The sequence below is a fragment of the Yoonia sp. D2-7 genome, assembly GCF_055809435.1.
In genome coordinates, this window is record NZ_CM147912.1 from 2,668,072 (window position 1) to 2,694,143 (window position 26,072).

The 26,072-nt window shown below is 54.8% G+C and carries 24 protein-coding genes; 5 read left to right on the forward strand and 19 right to left on the reverse strand.

Annotation, left to right across the window (positions count from 1 at the left end; all coding sequences use genetic code 11):
* Nucleotides 1-17: 17 nt before the first annotated feature.
* Nucleotides 18-1,871: an aspartate--tRNA ligase gene (gene aspS, locus AC0L7R_RS13185; protein ID WP_473657326.1), complete on the reverse strand. Its 1,854-nt coding sequence runs from the start codon at nt 1,869-1,871 to the stop codon at nt 18-20.
* A gap of 253 nt (nt 1,872-2,124) precedes the next feature.
* Between aspS and carB the strand changes: the two genes are divergently transcribed.
* Nucleotides 2,125-5,457, forward strand: a complete 3,333-nt coding sequence (gene carB / locus AC0L7R_RS13190; protein ID WP_473657327.1) for a carbamoyl-phosphate synthase large subunit — start codon at nt 2,125-2,127, stop codon at nt 5,455-5,457.
* 52 nt (nt 5,458-5,509) lie between these two features.
* Here carB and AC0L7R_RS13195 read toward each other — a convergent pair whose 3' ends face one another.
* Nucleotides 5,510-6,139, reverse strand: a complete 630-nt coding sequence (locus AC0L7R_RS13195) for an RES domain-containing protein (RefSeq protein WP_473657328.1) — start codon at nt 6,137-6,139, stop codon at nt 5,510-5,512.
* 61 nt (nt 6,140-6,200) lie between these two features.
* Entirely contained in the window at nt 6,201-6,581 is a 381-nt protein-coding gene (locus AC0L7R_RS13200; protein WP_348107140.1) for an MbcA/ParS/Xre antitoxin family protein, read from the reverse strand.
* 159 nt (nt 6,582-6,740) lie between these two features.
* Between AC0L7R_RS13200 and AC0L7R_RS13205 the strand changes: the two genes are divergently transcribed.
* The gene (locus AC0L7R_RS13205) at nt 6,741-7,955 is read left to right on the forward strand and encodes an alpha/beta hydrolase (RefSeq protein WP_473657329.1); all 1,215 of its coding nucleotides are present in this window, start codon (nt 6,741-6,743) and stop codon (nt 7,953-7,955) included.
* Nucleotides 7,956-8,022: 67 nt separating this feature from the next.
* A complete protein-coding gene (locus tag AC0L7R_RS13210; protein ID WP_473657330.1) occupies nt 8,023-9,141 on the forward strand; it encodes a beta-ketoacyl-ACP synthase III in 1,119 nt (372 codons plus the stop codon).
* Here the strand turns inward: AC0L7R_RS13210 and arsH are convergent.
* Both arsH and AC0L7R_RS13220 read right to left on the reverse strand, forming a co-directional pair.
* The gene (gene arsH, locus AC0L7R_RS13215; RefSeq protein WP_348107143.1) at nt 9,138-9,878 is read right to left on the reverse strand and encodes an arsenical resistance protein ArsH; all 741 of its coding nucleotides are present in this window, start codon (nt 9,876-9,878) and stop codon (nt 9,138-9,140) included. The genes AC0L7R_RS13210 and arsH overlap by 4 nt on opposite strands.
* On the reverse strand, nt 9,865-10,317 hold the full coding sequence (locus AC0L7R_RS13220; protein WP_247126089.1) for a hypothetical protein: 453 nt from the start codon (nt 10,315-10,317) through the stop codon (nt 9,865-9,867). Before AC0L7R_RS13220 ends, arsH begins: the two co-directional genes overlap by 14 nt.
* Before the next feature lie 301 nt (nt 10,318-10,618).
* On the opposite strand from AC0L7R_RS13220, the gene AC0L7R_RS13225 reads away from it, so the two are divergent.
* Nucleotides 10,619-11,203 (forward strand): thymidine kinase, encoded by a 585-nt coding sequence (locus AC0L7R_RS13225; RefSeq protein ID WP_247126087.1) that lies wholly within the window; start codon nt 10,619-10,621, stop codon nt 11,201-11,203.
* Between the two features lie 84 nt (nt 11,204-11,287).
* Here AC0L7R_RS13225 and AC0L7R_RS13230 read toward each other — a convergent pair whose 3' ends face one another.
* The 9 genes from AC0L7R_RS13230 to AC0L7R_RS13270 form a co-directional block, all read right to left on the reverse strand.
* Nucleotides 11,288-12,241 (reverse strand): NAD(P)-dependent oxidoreductase, encoded by a 954-nt coding sequence (locus tag AC0L7R_RS13230; protein ID WP_473657332.1) that lies wholly within the window; start codon nt 12,239-12,241, stop codon nt 11,288-11,290.
* Nucleotides 12,238-12,579, reverse strand: a complete 342-nt coding sequence (locus AC0L7R_RS13235) for a tRNA-binding protein (protein ID WP_473657334.1) — start codon at nt 12,577-12,579, stop codon at nt 12,238-12,240. Before AC0L7R_RS13235 ends, AC0L7R_RS13230 begins: the two co-directional genes overlap by 4 nt.
* Nucleotides 12,572-13,387, reverse strand: coding sequence for a pyrroline-5-carboxylate reductase (gene proC / locus AC0L7R_RS13240; protein ID WP_473657335.1), 816 nt, complete (start codon nt 13,385-13,387; stop codon nt 12,572-12,574). Before proC ends, AC0L7R_RS13235 begins: the two co-directional genes overlap by 8 nt.
* A 49-nt stretch (nt 13,388-13,436) precedes the next feature.
* Complete coding sequence (locus tag AC0L7R_RS13245; RefSeq protein WP_348107147.1) at nt 13,437-14,399, reverse strand: LysR family transcriptional regulator; 963 nt, start codon at nt 14,397-14,399, stop codon at nt 13,437-13,439.
* A gap of 27 nt (nt 14,400-14,426) precedes the next feature.
* On the reverse strand, nt 14,427-14,981 hold the full coding sequence (phaR, locus tag AC0L7R_RS13250; protein WP_348107148.1) for a polyhydroxyalkanoate synthesis repressor PhaR: 555 nt from the start codon (nt 14,979-14,981) through the stop codon (nt 14,427-14,429).
* A 134-nt stretch (nt 14,982-15,115) separates the two neighbouring features.
* Nucleotides 15,116-16,600 (reverse strand): inorganic phosphate transporter, encoded by a 1,485-nt coding sequence (locus tag AC0L7R_RS13255; protein WP_473657337.1) that lies wholly within the window; start codon nt 16,598-16,600, stop codon nt 15,116-15,118.
* Between the two features lie 70 nt (nt 16,601-16,670).
* Nucleotides 16,671-17,129, reverse strand: a complete 459-nt coding sequence (locus AC0L7R_RS13260; protein ID WP_473657338.1) for an NUDIX domain-containing protein — start codon at nt 17,127-17,129, stop codon at nt 16,671-16,673.
* 238 nt (nt 17,130-17,367) lie between these two features.
* Nucleotides 17,368-17,817, reverse strand: coding sequence for a phasin family protein (locus tag AC0L7R_RS13265; RefSeq protein ID WP_247126070.1), 450 nt, complete (start codon nt 17,815-17,817; stop codon nt 17,368-17,370).
* A 238-nt stretch (nt 17,818-18,055) separates the two neighbouring features.
* Nucleotides 18,056-19,849, reverse strand: coding sequence for a class I poly(R)-hydroxyalkanoic acid synthase (locus AC0L7R_RS13270; RefSeq protein ID WP_473657340.1), 1,794 nt, complete (start codon nt 19,847-19,849; stop codon nt 18,056-18,058).
* 100 nt (nt 19,850-19,949) lie between these two features.
* Here AC0L7R_RS13270 and phaZ point away from each other — a divergent pair, with 100 nt between their 5' ends.
* Nucleotides 19,950-21,392 (forward strand): polyhydroxyalkanoate depolymerase, encoded by a 1,443-nt coding sequence (gene phaZ / locus AC0L7R_RS13275; RefSeq protein WP_473657341.1) that lies wholly within the window; start codon nt 19,950-19,952, stop codon nt 21,390-21,392.
* A gap of 31 nt (nt 21,393-21,423) precedes the next feature.
* Here phaZ and AC0L7R_RS13280 read toward each other — a convergent pair whose 3' ends face one another.
* The 5 genes from AC0L7R_RS13280 to AC0L7R_RS13300 all read right to left on the reverse strand — a co-directional run bounded on the left by AC0L7R_RS13280 (nt 21,424) and on the right by AC0L7R_RS13300 (nt 25,960).
* Nucleotides 21,424-22,134, reverse strand: coding sequence for an alpha/beta fold hydrolase (locus AC0L7R_RS13280; protein ID WP_473657343.1), 711 nt, complete (start codon nt 22,132-22,134; stop codon nt 21,424-21,426).
* A 118-nt stretch (nt 22,135-22,252) separates the two neighbouring features.
* On the reverse strand, nt 22,253-23,122 hold the full coding sequence (locus AC0L7R_RS13285) for an alpha/beta fold hydrolase (RefSeq protein WP_473657344.1): 870 nt from the start codon (nt 23,120-23,122) through the stop codon (nt 22,253-22,255).
* Nucleotides 23,123-24,463: an MFS transporter gene (locus tag AC0L7R_RS13290; RefSeq protein WP_473657345.1), complete on the reverse strand. Its 1,341-nt coding sequence runs from the start codon at nt 24,461-24,463 to the stop codon at nt 23,123-23,125.
* A gap of 85 nt (nt 24,464-24,548) precedes the next feature.
* A complete protein-coding gene (locus tag AC0L7R_RS13295) occupies nt 24,549-25,307 on the reverse strand; it encodes an alpha/beta fold hydrolase (protein ID WP_473657346.1) in 759 nt (252 codons plus the stop codon).
* A 59-nt stretch (nt 25,308-25,366) separates the two neighbouring features.
* Nucleotides 25,367-25,960, reverse strand: a complete 594-nt coding sequence (locus AC0L7R_RS13300) for a hypothetical protein (protein ID WP_473657347.1) — start codon at nt 25,958-25,960, stop codon at nt 25,367-25,369.
* Nucleotides 25,961-26,072 lie beyond the last annotated feature (112 nt).

Sequence of the window (26,072 nt, forward strand, 5' to 3'; positions counted from 1 at the left end):
ACAAACTCTAATGATCTTTAGCTTTCGACTGGCAGAACGCGCAGGTTCAATTCGCGCAGCTGTTCGTTCTGCGGATCGTTTGGCGCGCCCATCATCAAATCTTCAGCGCGTTGGTTCATCGGGAACATGATGACTTCGCGAATGTTAGTGGCGTCGGCCAGAAGCATCACGATCCGGTCGATCCCAGCGGCGCAACCACCGTGTGGCGGGGCACCGTATTGGAATGCGTTAACCATCCCGCCGAAGCGCTTTTCGACTTCGTCTGCGCCATAACCTGCGATTTCAAACGCCTTGAACATGATTTCAGGACGGTGGTTCCGGATCGCACCGGACACCAATTCGTAACCGTTACAGGCCAAATCGTATTGGTAGCCCAAGACGTCCTCTGGATCGCCTTCGAGTGCGGCCATACCACCTTGTGGCATGGAGAACGGGTTGTGTTCGAAATCGATTTTACCAGTTTCATCGTCACGCTCGTAGATCGGGAAATCAACGATCCATGCAAATGCAAAGCGGTTCGTGTCGGTCAGGCCAAGTTCATCACCGATAGTGACACGGGCACGGCCAGCGACCGCTTCAAACGCTTTCGGCTTTCCGCCAAGGAAGAAAGCCGCATCGCCAAGACCAAGACCCAACTGCTGACGGATCGCTTCGGTCCGTTCTGGCCCGATGTTTTTCGCCAGTGGCCCTGCGGCTTCCATGCCGCCTTCAACTTCGCCGGACTTCAGTTTGGCTTGTGCTTCTTTCACAGTGATCCCAAGCTCTTGGGCCACGGCATCCGCTGTCTTTTCGCGCCAGAAGATATAGCCCATGCCAGGCAGACCTTCTTTTTGCGCGAAGGCGTTCATGCGGTCACAGAATTTACGCGATCCGCCTGTTGGAGCAGGAATGGCGCGGACTTCCGTGCCGTCTTGTTCCAACAACTTCGCGAAGATCGCAAAACCGGAATCTTTGAAATGCTCGGACACAACCTGCATCTTGATCGGGTTCCGCAGGTCAGGCTTATCAGACCCGTACCACAGGGCAGCATCGCGGTAAGAAATTTGTTCCCACGTCTGGTCAACCTTACGGCCACCGCCGAATTCTTCGAAAATACCAGTGATAACAGGCTGGATCGTGTCGAACACGTCCTGCTGTTCGACAAACGACATTTCGAGGTCGAGCTGGTAGAAATCTGTCGGCGAACGATCAGCGCGTGGGTCTTCGTCGCGGAAACACGGCGCGATCTGGAAGTACTTGTCGTAGCCAGACACCATGATCAGCTGTTTGAACTGCTGTGGGGCCTGCGGCAATGCGTAGAATTTGCCCGGATGCAGACGAGACGGGATCAAGAAGTCGCGCGCACCTTCTGGCGATGACGATGTGATGATCGGCGTCTGATATTCGCGGAAACCGGTGTCCCACATGCGTTTGCGCATGGACGCCACAACGTCTGACCGCAGCTTCATGTTCTCTTGCATCGCTTCACGACGCAGGTCGAGGTAGCGGTATTTCAGGCGTGTTTCCTCAGGATATTCCTGATCGCCGAATACCATCAAAGGCAGTTCTTTGGATTCACCCAACACTTCGATCGCGCGAATGAACACTTCGACTTCGCCAGTTGGCAATTTGCTGTTCACCAACTCGGGGTCGCGTGCCTTCACTTCGCCATCGATGCGGATACACCATTCTGACCGTACCTTTTCCACGTCCGCAAAGGCCGCCGAATCTGGGTCACATAGCACCTGCGTGATGCCGTAATGGTCGCGCAAATCGATGAAAAGGATACCGCCGTGATCGCGCACCCGATTGACCCAACCGGACAGACGAACAGTTTCGCCAACATTGGCGGCAGTCAGGGCGGCGCAGGAATGGGAACGATAGGCGTGCATTATAAGGTCCTTCACGAGACGAATTTGCCCCGTCTACACCTTGTTGCACAACCAAAGTCAAGCAAACCAAACCGCGACATGGCCTGTTTTGTGCAAACAGCGCAACGCACCCCGAATTTTCGCGAAATTTCATCCGATTTTTCCGGAAAAATCGCCGCGCCGTGTCGACTGTGAAAAACATCAAGAATCCATCTTGCACATGCCTGCGCCATCCCTATAACGCAGGACAATTTGCACATACTGGGGGTCTACCATGCCAAAACGTGATGATATCAAGTCGATCATGATTATCGGTGCAGGCCCTATTATTATTGGGCAAGCCTGCGAATTCGATTATTCCGGTGCTCAGGCCTGTAAGGCGCTGCGCGAAGAAGGTTACCGCGTCGTTCTCGTGAACTCTAACCCTGCGACGATCATGACTGATCCGGGTCTGGCGGACGCGACTTATATTGAACCGATCACGCCTGAAGTCGTCGCTAAGATCATCGAAAAAGAACGTCCCGATGCGCTGTTGCCAACAATGGGCGGTCAGACCGGTTTGAACACATCCCTTGCCCTCGAAGAAATGGGCGTTTTGGAAAAGTTCAACGTTCAGATGATCGGCGCAAACCGCGAAGCCATTGAAATGGCAGAAGATCGCAAACTGTTCCGCGAAGCGATGGATCGTCTTGGCATCGAAAACCCGAAGGCCACGATCGTCACAGCACCGAAAAATGATGCCGGTAAATTCGACATCCAAGCAGGTCTTCAGCTTGCGATTGATGCTATCGAATACGTGGGTCTGCCAGCCATTATCCGCCCTGCCTTCACCCTTGGCGGCACCGGCGGTGGCGTCGCATACAACCGCGAAGAATACGAATTTTACTGCCGCTCTGGGATGGAAGCGTCCCCTGTTGGTCAGATCCTCGTCGATGAATCACTGCTCGGCTGGAAAGAGTTCGAGATGGAAGTCGTCCGCGACAAAGCCGACAACGCGATCATCGTGTGTGCCATCGAAAACGTCGATCCAATGGGTGTGCACACGGGCAATTCGATCACCGTGGCCCCTGCCTTGACGCTGACTGACAAAGAATACCAGATCATGCGGACCCATTCGATCAACGTTCTGCGCGAGATCGGAGTCGAGACTGGCGGGTCCAACGTACAGTGGGCTGTGAACCCTGCTGACGGTCGTATGGTCGTCATTGAAATGAACCCGCGGGTGTCGCGTTCGTCCGCTTTGGCATCCAAGGCAACAGGTTTCCCGATTGCGAAAATCGCCGCGAAACTGGCGGTTGGTTACACGTTGGACGAGTTGGACAATGATATCACCGGCGTCACCCCTGCGTCGTTCGAGCCGACAATCGACTATGTCGTCACAAAGATCCCGCGTTTTGCGTTTGAGAAATTCGCAGGCTCTGAACCACATCTGACCACAGCGATGAAGTCCGTTGGCGAAGCCATGGCAATTGGTCGGACGTTCCACGAATCCATGCAAAAGGCGCTGGCGTCGATGGAAACGGGTCTGACTGGTTTTGACGAAATCGACATTCCCGGTGCGCCTGAAATTCCTGCGATCACCAAAGAGCTGGCCAAACAAACACCGGATCGTATCCGCGTGATCGCCCAAGCCATGCGGCACGGGTTGTCCGACGACGATATCCATGCGGTCACCAAATTCGACCCTTGGTTCCTCGCGCGTATTCGCGAGATCGTTCAGAAAGAAGCCGAAATCGCGGTGAACGGCTTGCCCGTGACCGAGTCTGGTTTGCGTGCCGTTAAGATGATGGGCTTTACCGACGCCCGCCTTGCAAAGCTGACGGGTCGCGATGAAGATAACGTGCGCCGCGCGCGTCAGAACCTCGGCGTTAACGCGTCGTTCAAACGGATCGACACATGTGCGGCGGAATTTGAGGCGCAAACGCCTTACATGTATTCCACCTACGAGGCCCCCGTGATGGGTGACGTGGAATGCGAGGCGCGCCCGTCTGATCGCAAGAAAGTCGTGATTCTTGGCGGCGGTCCAAACCGGATCGGCCAAGGGATCGAATTCGACTACTGCTGCTGTCACGCTTGTTTTGCCCTGACCGATCAGGGCTATGAGACGATCATGATAAACTGCAACCCAGAAACCGTGTCGACCGACTATGACACATCTGACCGTTTGTATTTTGAACCGCTGACGTTCGAACACGTGATGGAAATTCTGCGGGTTGAGCAGGAAAATGGCACGCTTCACGGTGTGATCGTACAGTTTGGCGGTCAGACACCGTTGAAACTGGCGAACGCGCTGGAATCCGAAGGCATTCCGATCCTTGGCACCACGCCAGATGCAATTGATCTGGCCGAGGACCGTGAGCGTTTCCAACAGCTTGTGAACAAACTTGGTCTTAAGCAGCCTGTGAACGGCATCGCATCAACAGATGCTGAGGCGCTTGAAATTGCTGAAGGCATCGGTTTCCCGCTGGTCATTCGTCCGTCCTTTGTTCTGGGTGGTCGCGCGATGGAAATCGTGCGCGATATGGACCAGCTGCGCCGCTATATTTCAGAGGCCGTTGTGGTGTCCGGCGACAGTCCTGTTCTGCTCGACAGCTACCTGTCCGGTGCGGTTGAGGTCGATGTTGACTGCCTGTCTGATGGCAAAGCGACCCATGTCGCGGGTATCATGCAGCACATTGAAGAAGCGGGCGTTCATTCCGGTGACAGTGCCTGTTCCCTGCCGCCGCACAGCTTGTCCGACGCGATGATTGCTGAAATTCGCAAGCAAACTGAAGCACTTGCAAAGGCGCTGAACGTTGTTGGCCTGATGAACATCCAGTTCGCGGTTAAGGACGAAACGGTCTATCTGATTGAGGTGAACCCACGCGCATCCCGCACCGTGCCGTTTGTCGCGAAAGCAACAGACAGCGCAATCGCATCTATCGCTGCGCGTCTGATGGCGGGTGAACCGCTGTCAAACTTCCCGCTGCGCGATCCATATCCTGTGTCTGAAAACCCAATGGATGTGCTGCCGATGGGCGACGCGTTTACATTGGCCGATCCAAAAACACCGTGGTTCTCGGTGAAAGAAGCCGTTCTGCCATTCGCACGCTTCCCTGGCGTGGATACGATCCTTGGGCCAGAAATGCGGTCGACAGGTGAAGTCATGGGCTGGGATCGTAACTTTGCCCGCGCATTCCTGAAAGCGCAGATGGGCGCAGGTGTTGATCTGCCAACCGAAGGCACCGTGTTCCTGTCGATCAAAGATATGGATAAAACCGACGCGATGATCGAAGCCTGCACCATCATGACATCGCTTGGCTATGACGTCGTGGCGACGCGCGGGACAGCATCGTGGCTGTCAGAGAACAACGTTACCTGCGAAGTTGTGAACAAAGTCTATGAAGGCGGATTGACGATCGTTGACCGCCTGAAAGACGGGCATATTGCGCTTGTCATGAACACCACCGAAGGTGCGCAAGCTGTTGAAGATAGTCGTGAAATCCGCGCCGTCGCACTTTACGACAAGATCCCGTACTTCACTACGGCTGCGGCGTCCCACGCTGCCGCCTTGGCCCTGCGCGAAAAAGCAGGTGGTGAAGTTGGTGTGCGGTCTTTGCAGGGCTAACCTGACAACAATCGGTTTGAAGGATGGCTGTGCTGATAAGCATGGCCATTTTTTATGGGATGATTATCCTTGGGTCGTCCGCGAACATGGTAAACGGGAATTCTAACCGCCCTTCCCCGAACCGTTGGGTTGCGAAAAGGCCGTGTTTCCCAAATCGAAACCACCACCCTTGGGTTTCACCGATGCCAGATTTGAACGCGGCACATGTGAGCACGGCAAGATTCACCCCGCCTTTATCGCGAACCGACGGGAACCGGATAATCTGGCCATCTGCTGCGCGAACTTGTGCTGCCAACGCGTGAGGTGCTGCATAATTCGTTGGGTCCACATATGGCCCGACGTCGTCAAAGGTCGTGATATCAGCAGACGGCCCGCCTACTTGCGTCCGAAACGCCGTCATCTCAAACGGGCGCGGTGATGGGGATGTATCGGGGCTTTCAAGGTAAAATAGCACACGATAGAAGGCGACTTCGGTCGCGCATGTTTCGACCTTTTCAGAGGCGTAGTAGACGCCGCGTCGGTCCCCCTTTTCGCGAAACCGCGTCGCGTGGCGGGCTGTGTAGCGGAAGGGCGTGTATTGCAGATAGTGCAGGTGTTGGCAGGCCGCAGGCACAGGCGGTTTGGACACATCCAGCATGTCTTCCAGCAACGCCTGTTCATCCACGCTATCGACAAGTTTCATCGTGGAGGATGTATTCTGATCCTCCACAAACCGCCAACAGGCCCCCAGATAGGGGCTTAGTTCAAAGGGGGGCGCGGCGTTGGTCAAGGTAGCTGACGGTATCAACGAGCCCGTAAACAGATTTCATGTATTGCAACGGCGGTGCACCCAGTGCCGTGTTTTCATGACGCAACCAAGCAGCAGCAGTCGCTTCATCACCACCAACGATCGCATCCAATGACCGATACGCACGGATAAAATGAGCCGCAAGTTCCGCAGGTTTGCTTTCCATCGCCAAAACGGCGGACCCAGATTTCAGGTTGCTGACAAACGAAGGGGAAACGCCAATAATTTCAGACAGTTCCCTATTCGTGACCTTTAACAATGCCGCAGCGCGCAACACTGCCTTGGTCAACACAGTTGCCCTTTGATCAACGTCACGTGGTTTCAATTGTAAGGTCATTGGTGCTCCTTTACAGGATCAACATAGCAACACTGATGCATAATTTCAACCATTACTACACGGGTGCTCTATGGTGACAGCAAAATGCCCCCTATGCAATCATAGCTGTCGCTGCCAAACTCCGTACATTCCAATTTTAGTAAGACGCTTGGCATTATCATGATCCTATTGCGACTGATTACAATGATTGCTGCCCTCTTGGGGTACAACTGGACAGCCAGCCCGCAACCCGCTGTGCCTGAGGCAATGATCGTGGTGCCCGATGCGCCGTGGGATGGCGGTGATATCAACCGCGGGTCGGAACCCCCAATCGGAGGACTCTTTCCCCAAGCTGTGCCACCACCACCGGTGGCAGCTGCACCACCGCCGGTGCAGGACGAAAGCTACGCGACCGTTAATCTGACCTTTGCAACAAACCGTGCCGAAATTCCCAATGCCCCACTCCCCGAACGCTTTGGCGGGGATCTGGCTGAACTCGTCTATGGTACAGCAACGGTATCGATCCCACACGACCATGAACCAGGTGTGCTGGAAAGTCAGAACTGGTTCATGTCGCTGATCGTCGCGCCTAATCCGGAAAGCCATGTGTTGGTCCAAGACCTTGCGGTCATTGACCGCGACACTGTTTTATCGATCTTGAACGGTCAAGCCGCCGAGGGGAACCGCGCCATTTTGGCTTACATCCATGGCTACAACACTAGTTTTGACAAAGCGGCGCGGCGCATGGGGCAGATGGCGTATGACCTGAATTGGACGGGCGGGACGTTCTTTTATAGCTGGCCGTCGCAAGGTCAGGCGAAGGATTATCTGGTTGATGACACGACGGCAGAACGATCCGTTAGGGTCATGAAACAAGTGCTGACCGACCTCGGAACCTCCGCAGATGCCGACCGGATCATTTTGATTGCGCATTCGATGGGGACGCGGGTTTTAAGCCGTGCGTTGCAAGAACTTGTCGCCGAACGAAACCCTGCGGCGGACCGGATCACGACAGTCATCCTTGCCGCCCCTGACATCGACAAAGCGGTTTTCATTGACGATATCGCGCCGCGGCTAACCGCCATGAACAACGCGACCGTCACTTTGTATGCGTCATCCGAAGACACGGCCCTGAAGGCATCTCAGGCCGCGCGCGGTTTTCCGCGGATTGGCGATAGCAGTGACGGGCTTGTTCTGATCGACGGGATTGAAATCGTTGATGCGACAGGTGCGGAAAGTGATTTTTTTGGACACACGTATTTCGGGGACAATGCGCGGATCATCGACGACATGAGCGGGTTGATCAACGACGGATTGCCAGCTGCAAGTCGCCCGATGCTGTCGCCCGTTCCCTTTGGCGACGGTACATTCTGGCGCATACGTAACGTAGAGTAACGTGTCGTTAAGATGGACGCTTCGCCCAACCGCGCATAAGGTTTGCGGACCTAAAATGGATGGTCTCATGTTCAAAGTTGCAATCACCGGCACCGGCGTCTTTACCCCTAAAGACGCGATCACCAACGACGAATTGGTCGTCGCGTTTAACGCCTACGCGGATAAGCAGAACGCCAAAAACGCGGATGCGATTGCAGCCGGTGATATGGACCCCGTACCGCATTCATCTGCGGACTTTATCGTTGCGGCATCGGGCATTGAGCAACGCTATGTCTTGAATAAATCAGGCATTCTTGATCCCGACCGTATGTCCCCATCGCTGGCGCCACGCGACGACGACGCACCAAGCATCATGGCTGAGATCAGCGTCGACGCCTGTCAGAAGGCGTTGGACGAAGCAGGCATCGATGCCGCAGATGTGGATCTGGTGATCTGTGCAGCGTCCAATCATGAACGCGCCTACCCCGCCATTGCGGTTGAAATCCAACAGCTTCTTGGTGCGGGCGGCTTTGCTTTCGATATGAATGTCGCCTGTTCTTCTGCCACCTTCGGCATCCAGACAGCCGCCGACATGATCAAATCCGGATCGATACGCCGCGCTTTGGTCGTGAACCCAGAGATTTGTTCGGCGCATCTGGAATGGCGCGACCGCGACTGCCACTTTATCTTTGGCGACGTCGCCACAGCAACCTTGCTAGAACGCGACGAAGGCCTGACCAAGCCGCATTTCAAAGTCAAATCGACGCGGTGTGCTACACAGTTTTCGAACAACATTCGCAACAACAATGGCTTTTTGCGCCGCGCCCACGACCAAATGGGTGATCAGCGCGACATGCAATTTATGCAGAACGGGCGGAAAGTTTTCAAAGAGGTCCTGCCGCTTGTCAGCCGCCATATTGCGGAACACATGGCCGACGAAGGCGTTCAAGCGGACGATCTGAACCGTCTGTGGCTACACCAAGCCAACAAGACGATGAACGATTACATTGGTAAAAAGGTACTGGGCCGTGAACCTGCCGAGGGTGAACAACCGAACATCCTGCAAGATTACGCCAACACGTCCTCTGCGGGATCGATCATTGCGTTCTCTCAGAATTCCAAGGATTTGCAGGCTGGTGACACTGGAATCATCTGTTCGTTCGGCGCGGGCTATTCCGTCGGTTCCGTGATCGTCATACGCAGCTAAAGCTTGATGACACGCTCGTGCGTCTGTTCCAGCGTTTCAACGCGTTCGGAATAGCGATCCGTCAATTGCGGCCGACCCCGCGTCATGATCGTGAAACGCGCGAGTTCTTCCATCACGTCAACGATCCGGTTGTAATGCGACCCGGGCAGCATCCTGCCCTTTTCAAACTTGTTATACGCGGCAGGTACGGACGACTGGTTCGGGATCGTGATCAGGCGCATCCAGCGCCCCAGAATGCGAAGCTGGTTCACAGTGTTAAACGATTGCGAACCGCCACACACCTGCATCACAGCAAGGGTCTTGCCCTGCGTCGGGCGAATTCCGCCAATCGGAGATAAGGGGATCTGATCGATCTGCGTCTTCATCAAACCCGTCATCGCGCCATGCCGTTCGGGGCTGGACCATACCATTCCTTCGGACCACATTACCAGATCACGCAATTCTTGAACCTTGCCTTCGTCCGCTGTCGGATCATCCGGCGCGCCAAGACCTGTAGGATCAAAAAAGCGGACATCGCAGCCGAGAACACGCAAAACACGCGCCCCTTCTTCGGCGGCAAGCCGTGAATAGCTGCCAGAACGCAGGCTTCCGTATAGAATCAGGATGCGTGGCGGATGTTGCGGCCCATCCGGCCCAGCGAGTGACGTAACGTCGATTGGATGCAGCGCATCCGGCACAATCAAGGGAAGATCGGCTAGATCGATCGGTGCGGATGGATCGTAATCACTCGTGCTCATCTTCAAGATGCAACTTCATTTCGATCAGAACTTTTTGCAAAGCGAGCGTTTCGCGCAGCAGGCGCTTTGCTTCGTTTGCAGAGATTACACCGTCTTCTATCGACTGGTTGTATTCACCCATCAACATCGCAAAACGTTGGCTCAGCATGATCACATCAGAATTGATGCCGCCTTCTTTATTCGGGCGTTCATCATTGTAAGACATTGTAATGCCGCGCATTTCTGCCAATGCTGACGTGACATGCGGATAGGATGCGGCTGCTTCCAATGCGGCAACAGCATCAACAGGCATGAACCGATCAGAATGTTCTTCGCTGTCAGAATAGTACCGTCCCAACGTTGCCTTGGACCGACCAGTTAGCTTACATGCGTTTTCAATACCGACATCCTTGACCAAGGCTTCGGTGTGCTTCTTTAGGTAACCGTTATATTCGGCCATCGTGTCCCCCAAGGTGTTTCATGCACTTTACGCACCCCACCACGTATAGGCAATGGAGGGGAAAAGCATTCTGTCATTCCCATTATTCAAATCACGGTTGTTTGTCATTTGGAAAGTGTCCTTGGGACGGGGGCACACAGAAGACCCGACCATCTATTGCATTCGCTTTCTGATTTGAAACGCGGTGCAGCCAGTTTCCAACAACTGGCCACTCACGGTTGATGGTAAGGGTCTGACGTCTGGTGGCTAAAGCGCAGATGACGATCTTGCATTTAGTCGCCAGGCGACGCTATTTGGGCGCATGGCAAAGCTCTATTTCAATTACTCGACAATGAACGCAGGCAAATCGACTGTCCTTTTGCAGGCATCCCATAACTACATCGAACGGGGCATGCAGACCTATTTGCTGACCGCCCAATTCGACAATCGTGCCGGCGAAGGACGTATTGCCAGCCGCATTGGTATTGGCGAAGACGCCGACACGTTCTGCCCTGGCGAAGACCTTTTTTCTAAGGTCAAAACGCGCCTCGACGCAGGTCCATGCGCCTGCGTCTTTATCGACGAAGCACAATTCCTAGGTGAAGATCAGGTTTGGCAATTGGCCCGTGCAGTGGACGATCTGAAAGTGCCGATTATGTGCTTTGGCCTGCGGGTCGATTTCCAAGGAAAACTATTTCCAGGCTCCGCTGCATTGCTCGCGATTTGTGACGAAATGCGCGAAGTCCGCACGATTTGTCATTGCGGGAAAAAGGCAACGATGGTCGTGCGCAAAGACGACACTGGCCGCGTTTTAACGGACGGGGATCAAGTATCCATCGGCGGAAATGAACGCTATGTTTCTTTGTGCAGACGCCATTGGCGTGCCGCCGTTGGCGACACGAATTAACTACCCAAAAGAATAGCGACCCTAGCCGTAAGAATTTCCGGCGGTCACGGAAATTTGTTTGTTCTGAGCAACAATCGTTTCAATTCAAACGGATTGCGGCGGAACGTTTCCGTTTGACCACGCAATAATATTGTCCAAGGCCATTTGGCCCATCGCCTGTCGTGTTTCGACTGTCGCGCTGCCAAGATGCGGCAGTAGCACACAGTTATCCATTGTCTTGAGCGCATCAGGCACGATCGGTTCGCTCTCGTAGACGTCTAGACCAGCCCCAGCGATCTGCCCTGTTTCAAGCGCCGCGACCAATGCAGGTTCATCAACAACTTCACCACGACTGATATTCACGAAAATGCCGGACGGTTTCATCGCCGATAGGGCGGCGCTGTCGATCAGGTGGGTCGTCGCCGCACCACCAGGGGTTGCCACAACAACAAAATCAGCGGCCCCCATCGTGTCCGCGAGCGTCGGCAGTTGCGTCGCGGGGAAGTCGACAGCCTTCGCGGAACGGTTGTAGAAAACGACGTCCATTCCGAAACCAAAATGGCATCGCCGCGCAATCGCTTGGCCGATCCGGCCCATACCAACGATCCCGACGGTTTTCCCTGTCACATGCGTGCCAAGCAGATCCTTCGGGCCAAAGCCGCCCCAGTTGCCAGACCGGACAAGCCGTTCGCCTTCCCCTGCCCGCCGCGCGGTTGCCAGAAGCAACGTCATCGCGATATCTGCTGTCGCGTCGGTCAGCACGTCAGGCGTGTTGGACACCAGCACGCCGGCCTGTTTCGCAGCGGCCACGTCGATATGGTTGTAGCCCACTCCAAAATTGCCCAGCATTTTGCAACGCATATTTCCAGCCGCCCCTGCAAACGCCTGCGCGCTGAATAGATCGCCCAAAGTCGGCAAAATAGCGTCGTAGCTTTGTAACGCTTGTTCTGCTGCGGCTTCATCTAATGCGCCCGTTTCGCTGACGGTCACATCAAACAATTCACGGGCTTGGTCGATCACCGCTTCGGCAATGGGGCGCGTAATCAGAAGTGTTTTCAATGCAGTCGCCCTCCCACGGGTACATTCTGGTCTGGGCCAACAAGAACCACACCACCATCTTTGTCAGGCATGCCAAGCACAAGAACCTCTGACATGAACTTACCAATCTGGCGCGGAGGAAAGTTCACAACGGCCAGAACTTGTTTGCCAATAATCATATCGGGATCGTAATGCGCAGTGATCTGGGCAGACGTTTTTTTCTCGCCAATCTCTTCGCCGAAATCGATCCAAAGCTTGATCGCGGGCACGCGTGCCTCTGGGTAGGCTTCGGCGCGCAGGACGGTGCCGACACGCACATCTACCTTCAGGAAATCGTCAAATTTAATCTCGTCAGTCACGGCCCAGTTCCTCTGATTTGTCGGCAGCGGCATCAACTGCACGCATTAGTAGCGCGGGAAAACCATCATTTTGATTCATAAGCACATTGAGCGCCGCCTGCGTCGTACCACCCGGAGATGTCACGTTTACCCGTAATTGGTCGGGTCCTTCTTCCGCTTGCGCGGCCAATGCACCTGCGCCAGCAACCGTCGCTTTCGCCAGCTGCATCGCCATGTCCGCAGGCAGACCACGCGCGGTCCCCGCTGCGGCCAAGGCCTCTATCAGGTGGAAGACGTAAGCAGGGCCTGATCCCGACACAGCCGTCACCGCATCCATTTGTCCTTCATTTTCCAAACGCACCGTCTGCCCCACTGCAGCCAAAAACTGATCCGCGAGATCAAGCTGCGTGTCTGTTACACGGGCGTTCCCGATCAACGCGGTGATCCCCTGCCCGATGGCCGCGGGTGTATTTGGCATGGCGCGCACAATGGGGGTCTGTGCCCCCAAAACGTCTTGGAATGTCGCAATTGAGGTACCAGCAGCAACGGACACGAACAATGTTTCGCCATTGCCAAGCGCCTGTAGGCTGGGCAAAGCATCGCCCATCATCTGCGGTTTCACAGCGACCAAAATGATCGCGGGGTTAGCGGGTAAATCTGTATTGACATGAACGCCTTGGGCCTTCACCCAATCCGACGGATGCGGGTCCAACACCCAGACCGACGCAGCAGGTAAACCACCCGCCAACCAACCGGCCAGCATTGCAGAGCCCATCTTGCCGCATCCCAGCAAGACCAAACCGCGTTCAGCGACATCGTTGTTTTGCATCACGTCCCCCTTTTTCAAAATGTCTAAGGGGTCGTCGCACAAACGGCAATCAAATCAGGCGGAGTTTTTCAGCCAACCAAGGATGCTCTGCCACGGCCGGGTCAACGATCATGTCTTTGAGCAACGGGCGCAACCGTTCGGCGATCGTCGCGGGCATCGTTGACAGCACATCTTTGCGGGACGTCAGCGTGATTTTGCGTGAAATTGGCGCAAATGGCAGTTCAATCAGATCCACATCATCGCGGAACCGCGCAGCCCGCATCCAACCAAGTGGCGTCAGGATAGACCATCCTGCCCCTTCAGCGACCATGGCCATAATGGCGTGATAGCTGTCCAATTCGAACCTGTGGGACAAGGTGATGCCTTCTTGATCCAAGTGCGCTTTGACCATGCGCCCCATATGATGGCGCGTTGTGTATTGAATCAACGGCATGCGGCGTAGCTGTTTGGCGATGTCGCCTTCTTTGATCCGGCCCTTTGGCACAGCGGCGACAAACGGTTCTTCCATCAGCGGGTAAACTTCAACGCCCGGATCATGGCGACCTGTCTCTGCAGCAACGATGATATCCAAGGCCCGAGAATCGAGAAGTTCGGTCAGTTGATGGGTCGCGCCCGTCTCGAGTAGGAAGTGGCAGTTCATCAAATCAGCAGACATTTCGGCGAGCAAAGCTGGCGTCACATCCGCCGAGAAATCTTCGACCATCCCTAGGCGTAACCGCGTCAGACGCGACAAATCTGCCATCGCCAATTCGGCACGGGCTTGTTCTGCTTCGTTCAAGATGGTGTTCGCGCGGCGCAGGAACATTTCGCCAGCAGGTGTTAACGTCACGGGACGTGCGCCCCGATCAAGTAGGGTCGTGCCAATCGCGCCTTCAAGGTTCGTCAATTGTTGGCTGACCGTCGCTGCAGATGTGCCCAGCCGCCGCGAGGCTGCTGAAATCGCCCCTTCTTCTGCCGTCGCCACAAAGACTTCGATCCCCCATAAGGTGACACGTCCGGCCGTCGTAACCATCGTTTTATCCTTCGCGCCCAAAAGGCGTTATTTGCCCATTTTGGCCAGTTTTTCTTGCAATGCGGACAGCTGGTCCTTGATGTCGCTCAGGTCGTCGCCGGATGATTTTTCAGGGGACGAACTGTCCGGTGTCGTACCACCAGGCATCATGCCACCAGTCATCGCCTTCATGAACATTTCTTGCTGCGCACGCATCGCATCAAACCCGGGCATCGCGGCCATCGGGTTCACCTTGGTCATGTTCTCCATCGCCTTGGATTGACCGTTTTGTAGCATCTCAAAGCTCGCCCGCAGAAAATCCGGAACGACGGAAGACGCCTGACTGGTGTAGCTGCGCACGAGATCGGTCAGAATATCAACGCCCAACACGCTTTCGCCGCGGCTTTCGTGTTCTGCGATAATTTGGAGCAGATACTGACGGGTCAGGTCATCACCTGATTTCAGGTCAACGATCTGGACTTCACGCCCTTCACGAATGAACGTCGCGATATCTTCCAGCGTCACGTAATCGCTCGTCTCGGTGTTGTAGAGACGACGGCTCGCGTAGCGCTTGATAAGCAATGGTTTGTTAGCCTCGGCCATATGCTGTCCCTCCCTAGACGTACTGCATTGCAGCAAAGCCTAAGCGGCAGTGCCGCAAAAGAAAAGAAAAGAAAACGGGAGGGGTCGTTTCGGAGATAGCAAAGGGGGCCGCGCGGCCCCCTTTTTTGGTTTACTTAACCAACGATCGCAGTGATCCCGAAGAAGATCAGCGCAGACAAAATCGCAGCAGCAGGCACAGTGATGACCCATGCGGCGATGATCGTCATGAAGTGTGAACGGCGCACCAACTTGCGGCGACGGCGTTCTTCTGGACCGTAGCTTGGCCGATCAGGCATCGCCTGACGCGCGGCTTTGATCCGGCGTTCCGCATCCCATTCGCGGAAGAAACCAACACCAAACACACCACCAACGGCAATGTGAGTAGAGCTAACAGGCAGCCCCAGCCAGCTGGCCACGATCACGGTGATCGCCGCAGACAGCGCCACACAGTACGCACGCATCGGGTTCAGCTTTGTGATCTGACCACCCACCATGCGGATCAGCTTTGGCCCGAACAGGAACAAACCAAAGGAAATCCCGAAGGCACCGATGATCATAACCCAAGCAGGAATACTAAACGCCTGCGTGAAATCACCGGATTCAGCCACCTGCACAATCGCAGCCAATGGGCCAACGGCGTTCGCTACATCGTTCGCACCGTGCGCAAAGCTGAGCAATGCAGCCGACACGACCAACGGAATGCCGAACAAAACCTTCAGGGATTTGTTGCGATTTTCCAGACCTTCGGACTGCTTTTTGATGACAGGGATCATTACCAGCCACGTGATCACACCAATCGCCGCACCGATCGCAAGGGCGGTCAGGATGTCGATTTTGATCAGTTTCTTGATGCCTTTCAGCGCCAGATAAGCGGCAAAAGCAGCCGCCATGATGCCCACCAAAATTGGCACCCACTTGCGTGCAGCGGCGATTTTGTCAGGTGTGTAGATGATCTTGGCCTTGATCAACCACAGGAAACCGGCGGCAATCGCACCACCCAGGACAGGCGAAATCACCCAGCTTGCGGCAATCGCGCCCATTGTCGGCCACGTCACCGCGGCAAAGCCAGCCGCAGCGATCCCCGCGCCCATCACACCACCAACGACCGAATGGGTCGTGGACACAGGTGCGCCGACCCACGTGGCAAGGTTCACCCAAAGTGCGGCAGACAAAAGCGCTGCCATCATTGCCCACATAAACGTTTGGGCGTCGCCCATGCTTTCTGGTTCAATGATGCCCTTTGCAATTGTGGACACCACGTCGCCGCCTGCGATCAATGCGCCAGCACTTTCAAAGACAATCGCGATCCCGATCGCGCCGCCCATGGACAGCGCATTGGCACCAACGGCTGGCCCCATGTTGTTGGCAACATCGTTCGCACCGATATTCAAGGCCATGTAGGCGCCCAAACATGCTGCGATTACAACGATCAAAGTGTTCGTCGTTTGCCCGAGGAACAACAAGGCCAACAGGCCCGCCAATACGACGAACAAGATCGAAATCCCGGGCCCGACCATGGGGCGGGACACGTATTGTGTCGCAAGTTCTAAATTTGAAAATCGTGCTAAATCACGATCGAGCGTATCTAAGTGACGCCCGTCGTCGTTTTTGTTGGTCATGTCCCACTCCCGTATAGTCGGGGGCAGCTTTCAACGATTATTCGCAATAAAGCAACAAAAGCCTATCGTTTTAGATGCTGCGCAAGATGTTCTGCAATTCCGGTTCTTGCACCAGATCAGCGGCATCGTCTGGGCTTACCCATTGACGTTTGCGCTGTGACACCTCTGGAAATTCATCCTCGATGGTTTCCACAGCGACAGGATAAACCATCGTCTCAACGGGTATGGACCAACCTGTCGACTGACGTTTGTCGTATGTATACGTGCCAATCACGTCAGTATCCGTTGTGCCTTTACGCACCCCAGCTTCTTCCCATGCTTCCTGCATCGCAGATTGGGGGCCGTTTTTGCCACGGATCGGCCAGCCCTTTGGAATAATCCAGCGGCCGGTATCACGACTGGAGATCAGCAATACCTCTTTGTCCGCCCCATCGCCACGATAGCAAAGGGCAGCAACTTGCTGGCGCTTAGGACGCTGCAAAAGCGGGCCGAGGATGTTATCCCAGACGCTGTTTAGAATTGTGAACATTAGAAGAAACCGCTCAAGTCATTATTTTTATTGGAAACGTTATACGCACTTACGACAAAAGTTGCAAATCACAGCACTTCAGCGCGACGTGATCTGGATTGTTTTGCACCAACAACCTTCACAAATCGTTAACCGGATGTGACGGCTGTTCGGTACGAAAAAAGGCGGCCCGCATTGCAGACCGCCTCGAAATACCGACACCTAAGGGAGGAGAGGCGCGGTTAATTTTCAACAACGCTTACTTTGCAGAAGCAGTCGCTTTTTTCGCAGCTGTTGTCAGTTCTGTCTGTGCTTTCTTCGCAGCAGCAGTCATGTCTTCGGACATGTCTTTGCCAGCAGCCATCATCAGTTCCATTGTCTGAGTCTGAACTTTTTTCGCGATTTCAGCGAATGCTGACATGTGCTCTGCAGCAGCTTCGGCAGATGTAGACGCGAAGTCTGTCATTGCTTTTGCGTAATCAGCAGGCTCTGCCTTTGCTTTGGACATTGCTTCAACTTTAGCAAGTGTGTCCTGTGTCCATTTTGCGGACAGCTCAGCAGATTTGCCAGCAGCGTCGATTGCAACGCCGGACATTTTTTCAGCCAAAGTCGTGGAAGACTTGAACTGCTCTTCAACTGCTTTTGTGTCGATTGGGAAAGAACCCATCATGTCTTTGAAAACAGCTGTGAAATCTTGTGTGTTAGCCATGGTACTGACCTTTCAGGTAAATGGTTTCGCGGGGGAGGACCGCATCATTTCGTCTGACACCAATATGCATGCTGCAATGCGGCATTTCAAGTCTTTTTCTGCATTGCAGCATAAAAATTCTGCACGTGCATATTATCCAGTCTTTACGTGGGGTTAAGTCGCATAGCCCTTAAAAACAGGGATCATACAAACATAAAAATTGGAAAAAACACGCTTCAGGCGAACGCGATTTCGCGACTCACTTGGCCACATATGTCCCCGGAGCAGGCCCAAGAACCGGGTGTTTCTTGTCCCCCGGCGTGCGCGCCTTCACCTGTTTACCTGATCGTGGCGCAAGCCATGCATCCCAACGTGGCCACCAAGACCCTTCGTGTTTGTCCGCATCAGCGAGCCAATCGTCCGGCGTCAGCCCCAGTTCGGGGTTGGTATAGTGTCCATACTTCTTCTTCGAAGGTGGATTGATGATACCCGCGATGTGACCAGACTCTGACAAAATGAACGTTTTGTCCTTCGACCCCATCCCCTGAACCCCACGGTAGCTGCTTTTCCAAGCCGCAATATGATCGGTTTCGCAAGCAATGGCGCAGATCGGCACTGTCACCTCTGACAGGCGAACAGTGGTGTCCGCGATGTCAAAACCGGACGTCGCAAAACTGTCGCCTTGGCAGAGGCCCCTGAGGTATTCGACCGACATTTTCGCAGGCAAGTTCGTCCCGTCCCCGTTCCAATACAGCAGATCAAACGCAGGTGGGGCTTTGCCCAGCATGTAGCTTTTGATCGCCGGACCGTAGATCAAGTCATTCGAACGTAAGAAGCTGAAAGTCCGCGACATATAATACCGGTCAAGCACGCCTGCTTCCGCAACTTCGGCTTCGATCCCGTCAACGAAGTCGTCATCCAAGAACACACCAACTTCGCCCCGATCCGAGAAATCGGTCAGAGTTGTGAACAAGGTGGCTGAATTGATCGATTTATCGCCACGCTGCGCCATCAATGCCATGGTGATCGACAGGGTTGTGCCTGCGATACAATAACCAACTGCGTTCACCTTCTTGACGTCGCAGATCGATTTCACTTGATCAATCGCCGTCAGGTAGCCGTCTTCGACATAGTTAGTCATTGACGTATCACGGTAGGTTGCGTCTGGGTTGACCCAAGACACCACAAAAACGGTGTACCCCTGCTCTACCGCCCATTTGATCATGCTGTTGGCTGGTTTCAGATCAAGGATATAGAACTTGTTGATCCACGGCGGAAAGATCATCAACGGGATTTCATGCGCCTTTTCGGTGCTCGGGGTGTACTGGATCAATTCAAACAGGTGATTGCGGTACACGACCTCTCCGGGTGACGTGGCAAGGTTGCGCCCCACTTCAAATGCTTCCTTATCGGCAAGCGTCACAACCAGATCACCGTCGTTTGCTTCAAGATCACGGATCAGGTTTTCTAACCCCGCGACAAGGCTTTCACCTTCTGTCTCAGCCGCAAGACTTAATGCTTCGGGATTGGTGGCAAGGAAGTTTGTCGGGCTGAACATGTCGACAATCTGTTCCCCGAAATATTCGAGACGACGCTTTTCGCCGTCGTCCATCGTATCAATCGCGGAAATCGCATCACGTACGGCGTCCGCGTTCATCAGATACTGCTGCTTGATGAAATTGAAATACGGGTTCGTGTCCCACAGTTCATGGGCAAACCTACGGTCAGGCGCGGTTTCATCTACAGGATGCGCCAATTTGCCTTGGGCCAGAAGATGCTGCGACTCAATATAGTGTTTGACCGATTTGCCCCAGAACGCGACCTGCTGTTCGATGATCTTGCCCGGATTGTTCATCATTTCGGTGACGTATGCGGATGCTGCCTTTGCATAAAGGTCTGGAGACGGACCTTGCAACGACGTTGGGACGTGCCGTTTGGGATTCATTGCAACAAGCAACCGCTGAGTAAGCTCTTCTATTCGCGAAAGATTCGCTTCAAGCGTCGTTGCATTTGTTTCATTTATTGCGCGGTCGTCTGATTCAGTTGTTGTCATCTTAATCTATGCGTCCTACCGTGCAGTTGCAGCATTTCGTTACTTTTGCATTAACAGGCGTTAATAAATACCTAATGCGCGCGAACAGGAGCCGTCTCAAATGAAATACATGATGACATACGACCTCATGGAAGCCACTCGCAACACCAACCAATGGTTGGGCGCAACAGCACGCGCATTTGCAGACTACCCGATGATGTCGCTTACCACAAACCCTGCAATGGACTGGTTGCGCGCTTGGGGCGAAGTAACTGAGCGGACATTCGGTCGCATGGTTGTAAAACCGGATTGGAACATCCCGCCTGTTCCCACAGGCGACGGTCGCGACCACCCTGTCGACGTCAAAGTTGTGCTGGAACGCGATTTCGGCGACTTGATCCATATCGAGGTCCAAGGCCGCGAACCGATGAAGCGTCGCGTTCTGCTGGCCGCGCCAATGTCCGGCCACTACGCGACGTTGCTACGCAAAACCGTGATCAGCCTTCTGCCCGATTGCGAAGTCTATGTGACCGACTGGCACAATGCGCGCGACATCCCCGTCAGCGCCGGCAAGTTCGACGTCGAAGACTACACATTATACCTCGTCGATTTCATGAAAGAGCTTGGCTCAGATATCCACGTGATTGCTGTTTGTCAGCCCGTGCCGCTCGCACTTGCTGCGACCGCCTATCTCGCCGGCGAAGATCCGACAGCCCAGCCTAAATCCCTGACGTTGATCGGCGGCCCAGTTGACCCCGAAGCGAACCATACTGAAGTCACTGACTTTGGGCGGTCGGTCACCATGGGTCAGCTTGAACAGACTATGATCCAGCGCGTTGGCTTCAAATATGCAGGCGTTGGCCGCATGGTGTATCCAGGTCTGCTACAATTAGCGTCCTTCATTTCAATGAACGGCGAAACCCACGCAAACGCATTCCGCGACCAGATCATCAAATCCGCGAAGGGCGAAGCCCGCGATCACGACAAACACAACATCTTCTACGACGAATACCTTGCCGTGATGGACATGACCGCTGAATTCTACCTGTCCACGGTTGAACGTATTTTCAAAGGCCGCGACATCGCGCGCAACGCCTTTGTTGTGAACGGCCAACAAGTCGATATCGGCAAAATTGATAATGTCGCGGTGAAGATTGTCGAAGGTGAAGAAGACGATATCTCGGCGCCGGGCCAATGCCTTGCGGCCTTGGGGCTTTTGACCGGATTGGACGATAGCAAAAAAGCGTCACACCTTGAACCGGGCGCTGGTCACTACGGTATCTTTGCGGGGCGCAGCTGGCGCGACAACATCCGTCCATTGGTGCTGGATTTCATTGACGCCAATTCCGATGACCCAGCGCCCGTGGCCAAGCCAGCAGCGGCGAAGGCTGACCTGAAAGTTGTCGCAGACAATCCACCGAAGAAGCCTGCCGCCAAAAAAGCGAATGCGGCCCCAAAGGCCGAACCGGTGAAAACTGCAGAAAAGCCGGAAAAGAAACCGACCAAAGCGAAAGCAGCCCCCAAAACAAGGGCCGGACGCAAAGCGGCAAACAGCAAGAAATAAAAGAAGGCGGTCCCAATGACCGCCTTTTTCTTTAGCGCAGCACCAGCGGTTGGCGGCACCAGTCCCTGAGAATTTTCGATAGCTGCGCGGGCTGTTCAAGCGATGGCAAAAGCCCTGCGCCTGTGATCACCTCGTGTTTGGCATACGGGATCATCTCGGCCACGAAATCTTGCCTGCGTTTCGTGTTATCTGGGTCGCTATCGCTCGAAATCACCAAGGCCGGCTGCTTGATCTTGCGCAGCACGGCTTGTTGGTCTTTGCGGCGCTGGACAGCACGCGCCTGTTTGACGAACGCCTCTGCACCAATGCCCTCTGCCATGTCCTGCAGCAACGGCATCAAGGCTGTGACGTCAGTGTCTGCGCAAAACCGTTCTGGTGCGAAGCGTTCGGCGATCACATCGTTAAAACGGCCCGCCTTGGCCGCAATGATGATCGGTTCGCGGTCTGCGGCGGTTTTGGGGGTATCGGCTTGGGCATTCACATTGATGAATGCCACTCGCGTGATGCGTTTGGGCGCGCGGCGCAGCAATTCAAGCGCGACCATGCCGCCCATGCCACCACCGGCCAAAGCAAATTCCTGCGGTGCCCATGACAAAATCTGGGCCGCGATCGCCTCGATCGTATCCATCCCACGCGTCGGTGCAAACAGGACGGGATTGTCGCGCGACAATTCGGCGATTTGATCCGCAAAAACACGGGCATCGCACAACATTGGCGGAATAAAGACTACCGGATCGCCCATACTAACTGAGGGCCTTGAACAATTTCATGGGTCTGCTTGCCTGATACTTTTTTGATTGTGACGACACTGCCGTCCGCATTCTTTAGGCGCAAGTCTTTCCCCAATGGAAGGGGGAAAGTCAGAGATTATGTGCCCATTCGACAATACGTGCCGCAAGTGGTGCAGTTTGGCCGGGACTAAAGACATCGCCTGCCATGACATGTCCCATAGCGTCGTCATCCTTGGTCTGCTGCAGCGCCAACTTGTATGTCGGGCCGCCCCATTCCATTATCACTTTGCGGGCACGCGTCGGGTTAATCACCTGATCATCCGGGTTCACGGCCATAAACATTGGTGTATCAATGCCTGACAAATTAGATCGCATCGCCGCACGCACCGCATCCCCCATCGGTTTTACCGCCTTGGTCGGATAGCGTGTCGTCCAGAACTGAGCGTGACCGTCGCTGATGATGTCGAATTTGCGTTCTTTACCAATTAAATAAGGGGCCCAGTATTCCGAGAACGGGATGTCCAACACGGCCTGCGCCGCCTTGTGCCGCAGTCCGAAATTAGGTGACACAAACACCGCGCCTAGCGCTGTGTCTGGTGAAATGTCACCATTCGTCAGCCCTAAAGTCGTCAGCGTGCACCCGGTCGAACAGCCCATGAAGAGCACTTTCTTGCCAAGGCTTTGCCCGATGGCTGCTGCCTCGCGCACATCAGCGCGCCATCCTTCCAACGTCGCGCGACCCATTGCGTTCCCGTTTTGGCCATGCCCCATCAAGCGCGTGCAAAACAGGTTTGCGCCCAGCGCCTCTGCGATCATTTCTGGCAATGGGCGCAATTCACCGCATGTCGCTGAAAACCCGTGGATAAACACGACGGCCACATCCGTTTGTACGCCTGCGTCCCCTGCCCAACTGATACATTTGGCACATCCATCACGCAGATGGTCTACCTTTGCTTCCGCCGCCGCGATGTCCGCTTCTAGCGTTTGGATCTCATACATTTATCTGCCAAGTGCTGCCTGTGCCAACGGTCGGTATACCAAACCCAGCCCCAAAAGAGAAATCACCAAAATGGTTGCAGGGATCATTGTGATTGCAACATGAAGCATTGTGATCGCGGTCGGTTCTTGGGTCACCACGCCTGCTGTTGTTTCTAGCCAGCCCGCTGCCTGCAAGAAAAGCCCCAACACCAACGGTGCTAGCGCGTTTGCCAGTTTTTGACCGAACAGCCATACTGCAGAAAACGCGCCTTCGATCGCAGCCCCTGTCTTGGCTCGCGTGACATCCATCAGATCAGGGTACAGCGCCCAAGGGATTTGCTGGTACGATCCGTTCGCAAATCCAGCGAGCACAAACATTCCCGCCATCGTCGTGACATTGACCGACGGCAGCACAGAAAACAGCCCGCACAGCAACGTCACATATAAAACAAGTCCGCCCTGCAACGCCGCTAATTTGCCGATCTGGTTAGACAGTCGAACCCAAAACGCTTGGCTGACGATAGAACCGACAACAAAGGCCGCGAACATCAAGCTGAGCGTCGTCAACGCCTCAGCCACGCCTGACAGCGCGTTGTCCCCTGCATCAACGATGAGATAAATCGCAGCAAACGGCAATCCGGCGGTGATCAGTGCAATCGCAAGGGTCATCACGCCGTAAAGCGCCACCAACACCATGAAAGCGCGGTTGTCGAAAACCAAACGATAGGCTTCTTTCAACGGGATCGGGGCGTCTTGCGCCAGTCGCGGGGCTTTGCGCGTCGCAAACAGGGATATCCAGATCGCACCGATGATCAGGGGGCTGACGGCCACAGCGGCCATGGCGTATCCCATGTTTGTGGCCAATCCGGGCACCAATGCGCCGCCGATTAGGATACCAACACTCGCGAACCCCATGCGCCAGGCGGTCATGGCGGACCGTTCACGCGGATCTTGGGTCATTTCGCCCGCTTGCGCACTAAACGGGATCGCAACCATCGTGAAGCCAATGGTGGCGACACCAAAAAACGCGATGACCCAGGCCAGATCGCCGGCTAAGGGCAGCCCATCGGGTACTGCAAACAATACGGCCATTCCTGCAGCCATCACAACCGCGCCAACCGCCATCCAAGGGGCGCGTCGCCCGAACCGGCTATGGGTTCTGTCGCTATAGTGACCGACAAGCGGGTCTGTAACCATATCGAAGATCAACACAGCCGTGGTGACAAAGCCTGCGATCCCCACAGGGACCCCTAAAACGGACGTCAGAAAAACCAGCACGAGCAGTTGTTTGACCACGACAAAGACCACGATGCCCATGTCGGCCAGCCCCCAGCCCGCCTTTTGTCCCAAAGATAACGCCATGCCCTAATCCTCCCACGTATTTGGTTGGATCGTGCCTAAGCGGTCTGTGGCGCTGTCCCTAGCGTGACGTCACGTTTGATCGGCTTTAGGTCAGGGACTGCAGCACATCCACGACGGAAGTTTGAATCAGATCAAGGCAGGTCTCATCAGAAAACCGGTGATCCGCCCCATCCACAAGCGTTAGCCGCATGTCAGAGCCACTGGCATGATCAAGCAGGTGCAATGCGACGGACATATCCACATCAGCGTCCGCCGTACCCTGCAAGAACCGTGTCGGGAACGGCAGATCCAGCGGATCACGCAGGACAAGGCGATCACGCCCTTCTGCGATCAAGCGCCTCGTGATGATGTAGGGATCACCATACTCTGACGGGAGTGCGACTTGCCCGTCAGTTTCCAACGCCGCCTTCTGCACATCATCAAATCCGGCCCACATGCTGTCTTCTGTAAAATCAGGAGCGGCAGCGATGGTCACCAACCCTGCAATCCGTTCAGGCATATCGCGGGCCAAGAGCAACGAAATCCACCCGCCCATTGAGGACCCGACCAAGACAACCTTGCCAGCGATCAAGCCGATGGCGGCGCGGGCATCTTCGAACCAATCGCCAATCGCGCCGTCCGTGAACGCGCCGTCGCTTTCCCCATGCCCCGAATAATCAAACCGCAAAAAAGCGCGACCTTCACGACGCGCCCATTCTTCAAGGTGGATGGCCTTTGTGCCCATCATATCGGATTTGAAACCGCCTAGGAAAACAACCGCAGGCGCGGCGCCGTCCGTGAGGTGATAAGCAATACGACGGCCCTGCGGCGTCACGAAAAATGCGGGATCAGATGTCTGTGTCATGGGGCCAAATGATCACACAGCCCACCGCCCCGCAAGATCGTATTGTGCAGGTTGTGCGACTACTGACGTTCGACGATGAACCCACCCTCAAGCGTCGTAGTAATGATTGGCCCGTCGCCTGGCAGTTGCCAGTCATAGTCCAATTCGACAAGCCCAGCCACGATTTCGCCGCTGTCACCTGCGACACCTCCAGCTATGATGCCTTCCACGTCTTTCACTTCGCCGTAAATCTCTAGGTCACCGGAAACCTCAGCACCGACGAAAACCCCGTCTGCAAAAGCAAAAGCCGCGCCGCTCGATAGGGCCAATGCACCGTCAAGGGCTTCGCCATCGCGGCTATAGAAATCAACAACTTCGCCAGTCACATCACCAGTATCGAAATCGACGCCCATGGTCATATCACCGCCCAAGCCGATCCCACCATATGAGTCAGGCAGCAATCCAACTGCCAAAACACCTTTAAATTCGGCGCCTCCGGTGACTGCAACTGAATCGGCGGGCGTGACATCGAGCGTCTCGCCTATTGCGGCTAGTCGGGACGTTTCCGCGCGGAGCGCATTAATCCCAGATATTGGCGGCGGATTTGACGTGCTTCCCCCGCCACAGGCCGACAGGATCGCCAAAGCGAAAAAACCCAGTAAAATCTCTCTCATTAGATGACACCTTGCTCATAAGAATACTACTTGGCGCCGTTTTGCCGCCCAATTGTGGCGCAAGGACGGATGCTGAATGGCGATTGCGTGTCGCGCGCCGTCACCTTTCAAG

What these genes read in the sequence shown, in the direction of transcription:
- AC0L7R_RS13260 (WP_473657338.1), bottom strand. Translation starts at nt 17,129, where the DNA reads ATGTTCACAATTCTAAACAGCGTCTGGGATAACATCCTCGGCCCGCTT.
- phaZ (WP_473657341.1), top strand. Translation starts at nt 19,950, where the DNA reads ATGAAATACATGATGACATACGACCTCATGGAAGCCACTCGCAACACC.
- AC0L7R_RS13245 (WP_348107147.1), bottom strand. Translation starts at nt 14,399, where the DNA reads ATGGTTACGACGGCCGGACGTGTCACCTTATGGGGGATCGAAGTCTTT.
- AC0L7R_RS13205 (WP_473657329.1), top strand. Translation starts at nt 6,741, where the DNA reads ATGATCCTATTGCGACTGATTACAATGATTGCTGCCCTCTTGGGGTAC.
- proC (WP_473657335.1), bottom strand. Translation starts at nt 13,387, where the DNA reads ATGCAAAACAACGATGTCGCTGAACGCGGTTTGGTCTTGCTGGGATGC.
- AC0L7R_RS13295 (WP_473657346.1), bottom strand. Translation starts at nt 25,307, where the DNA reads ATGACACAGACATCTGATCCCGCATTTTTCGTGACGCCGCAGGGCCGT.
- AC0L7R_RS13265 (WP_247126070.1), bottom strand. Translation starts at nt 17,817, where the DNA reads ATGGCTAACACACAAGATTTCACAGCTGTTTTCAAAGACATGATGGGT.
- AC0L7R_RS13280 (WP_473657343.1), bottom strand. Translation starts at nt 22,134, where the DNA reads ATGGGCGATCCGGTAGTCTTTATTCCGCCAATGTTGTGCGATGCCCGT.
- AC0L7R_RS13290 (WP_473657345.1), bottom strand. Translation starts at nt 24,463, where the DNA reads ATGGCGTTATCTTTGGGACAAAAGGCGGGCTGGGGGCTGGCCGACATG.
- aspS (WP_473657326.1), bottom strand. Translation starts at nt 1,871, where the DNA reads ATGCACGCCTATCGTTCCCATTCCTGCGCCGCCCTGACTGCCGCCAAT.
- AC0L7R_RS13270 (WP_473657340.1), bottom strand. Translation starts at nt 19,849, where the DNA reads ATGACAACAACTGAATCAGACGACCGCGCAATAAATGAAACAAATGCA.
- phaR (WP_348107148.1), bottom strand. Translation starts at nt 14,981, where the DNA reads ATGGCCGAGGCTAACAAACCATTGCTTATCAAGCGCTACGCGAGCCGT.
- AC0L7R_RS13220 (WP_247126089.1), bottom strand. Translation starts at nt 10,317, where the DNA reads ATGGCCGAATATAACGGTTACCTAAAGAAGCACACCGAAGCCTTGGTC.
- AC0L7R_RS13225 (WP_247126087.1), top strand. Translation starts at nt 10,619, where the DNA reads ATGGCAAAGCTCTATTTCAATTACTCGACAATGAACGCAGGCAAATCG.
- carB (WP_473657327.1), top strand. Translation starts at nt 2,125, where the DNA reads ATGCCAAAACGTGATGATATCAAGTCGATCATGATTATCGGTGCAGGC.
- arsH (WP_348107143.1), bottom strand. Translation starts at nt 9,878, where the DNA reads ATGAGCACGAGTGATTACGATCCATCCGCACCGATCGATCTAGCCGAT.
- AC0L7R_RS13255 (WP_473657337.1), bottom strand. Translation starts at nt 16,600, where the DNA reads ATGACCAACAAAAACGACGACGGGCGTCACTTAGATACGCTCGATCGT.
- AC0L7R_RS13195 (WP_473657328.1), bottom strand. Translation starts at nt 6,139, where the DNA reads ATGAAACTTGTCGATAGCGTGGATGAACAGGCGTTGCTGGAAGACATG.
- AC0L7R_RS13285 (WP_473657344.1), bottom strand. Translation starts at nt 23,122, where the DNA reads ATGTATGAGATCCAAACGCTAGAAGCGGACATCGCGGCGGCGGAAGCA.
- AC0L7R_RS13210 (WP_473657330.1), top strand. Translation starts at nt 8,023, where the DNA reads ATGTTCAAAGTTGCAATCACCGGCACCGGCGTCTTTACCCCTAAAGAC.
- AC0L7R_RS13300 (WP_473657347.1), bottom strand. Translation starts at nt 25,960, where the DNA reads ATGAGAGAGATTTTACTGGGTTTTTTCGCTTTGGCGATCCTGTCGGCC.
- AC0L7R_RS13200 (WP_348107140.1), bottom strand. Translation starts at nt 6,581, where the DNA reads ATGACCTTACAATTGAAACCACGTGACGTTGATCAAAGGGCAACTGTG.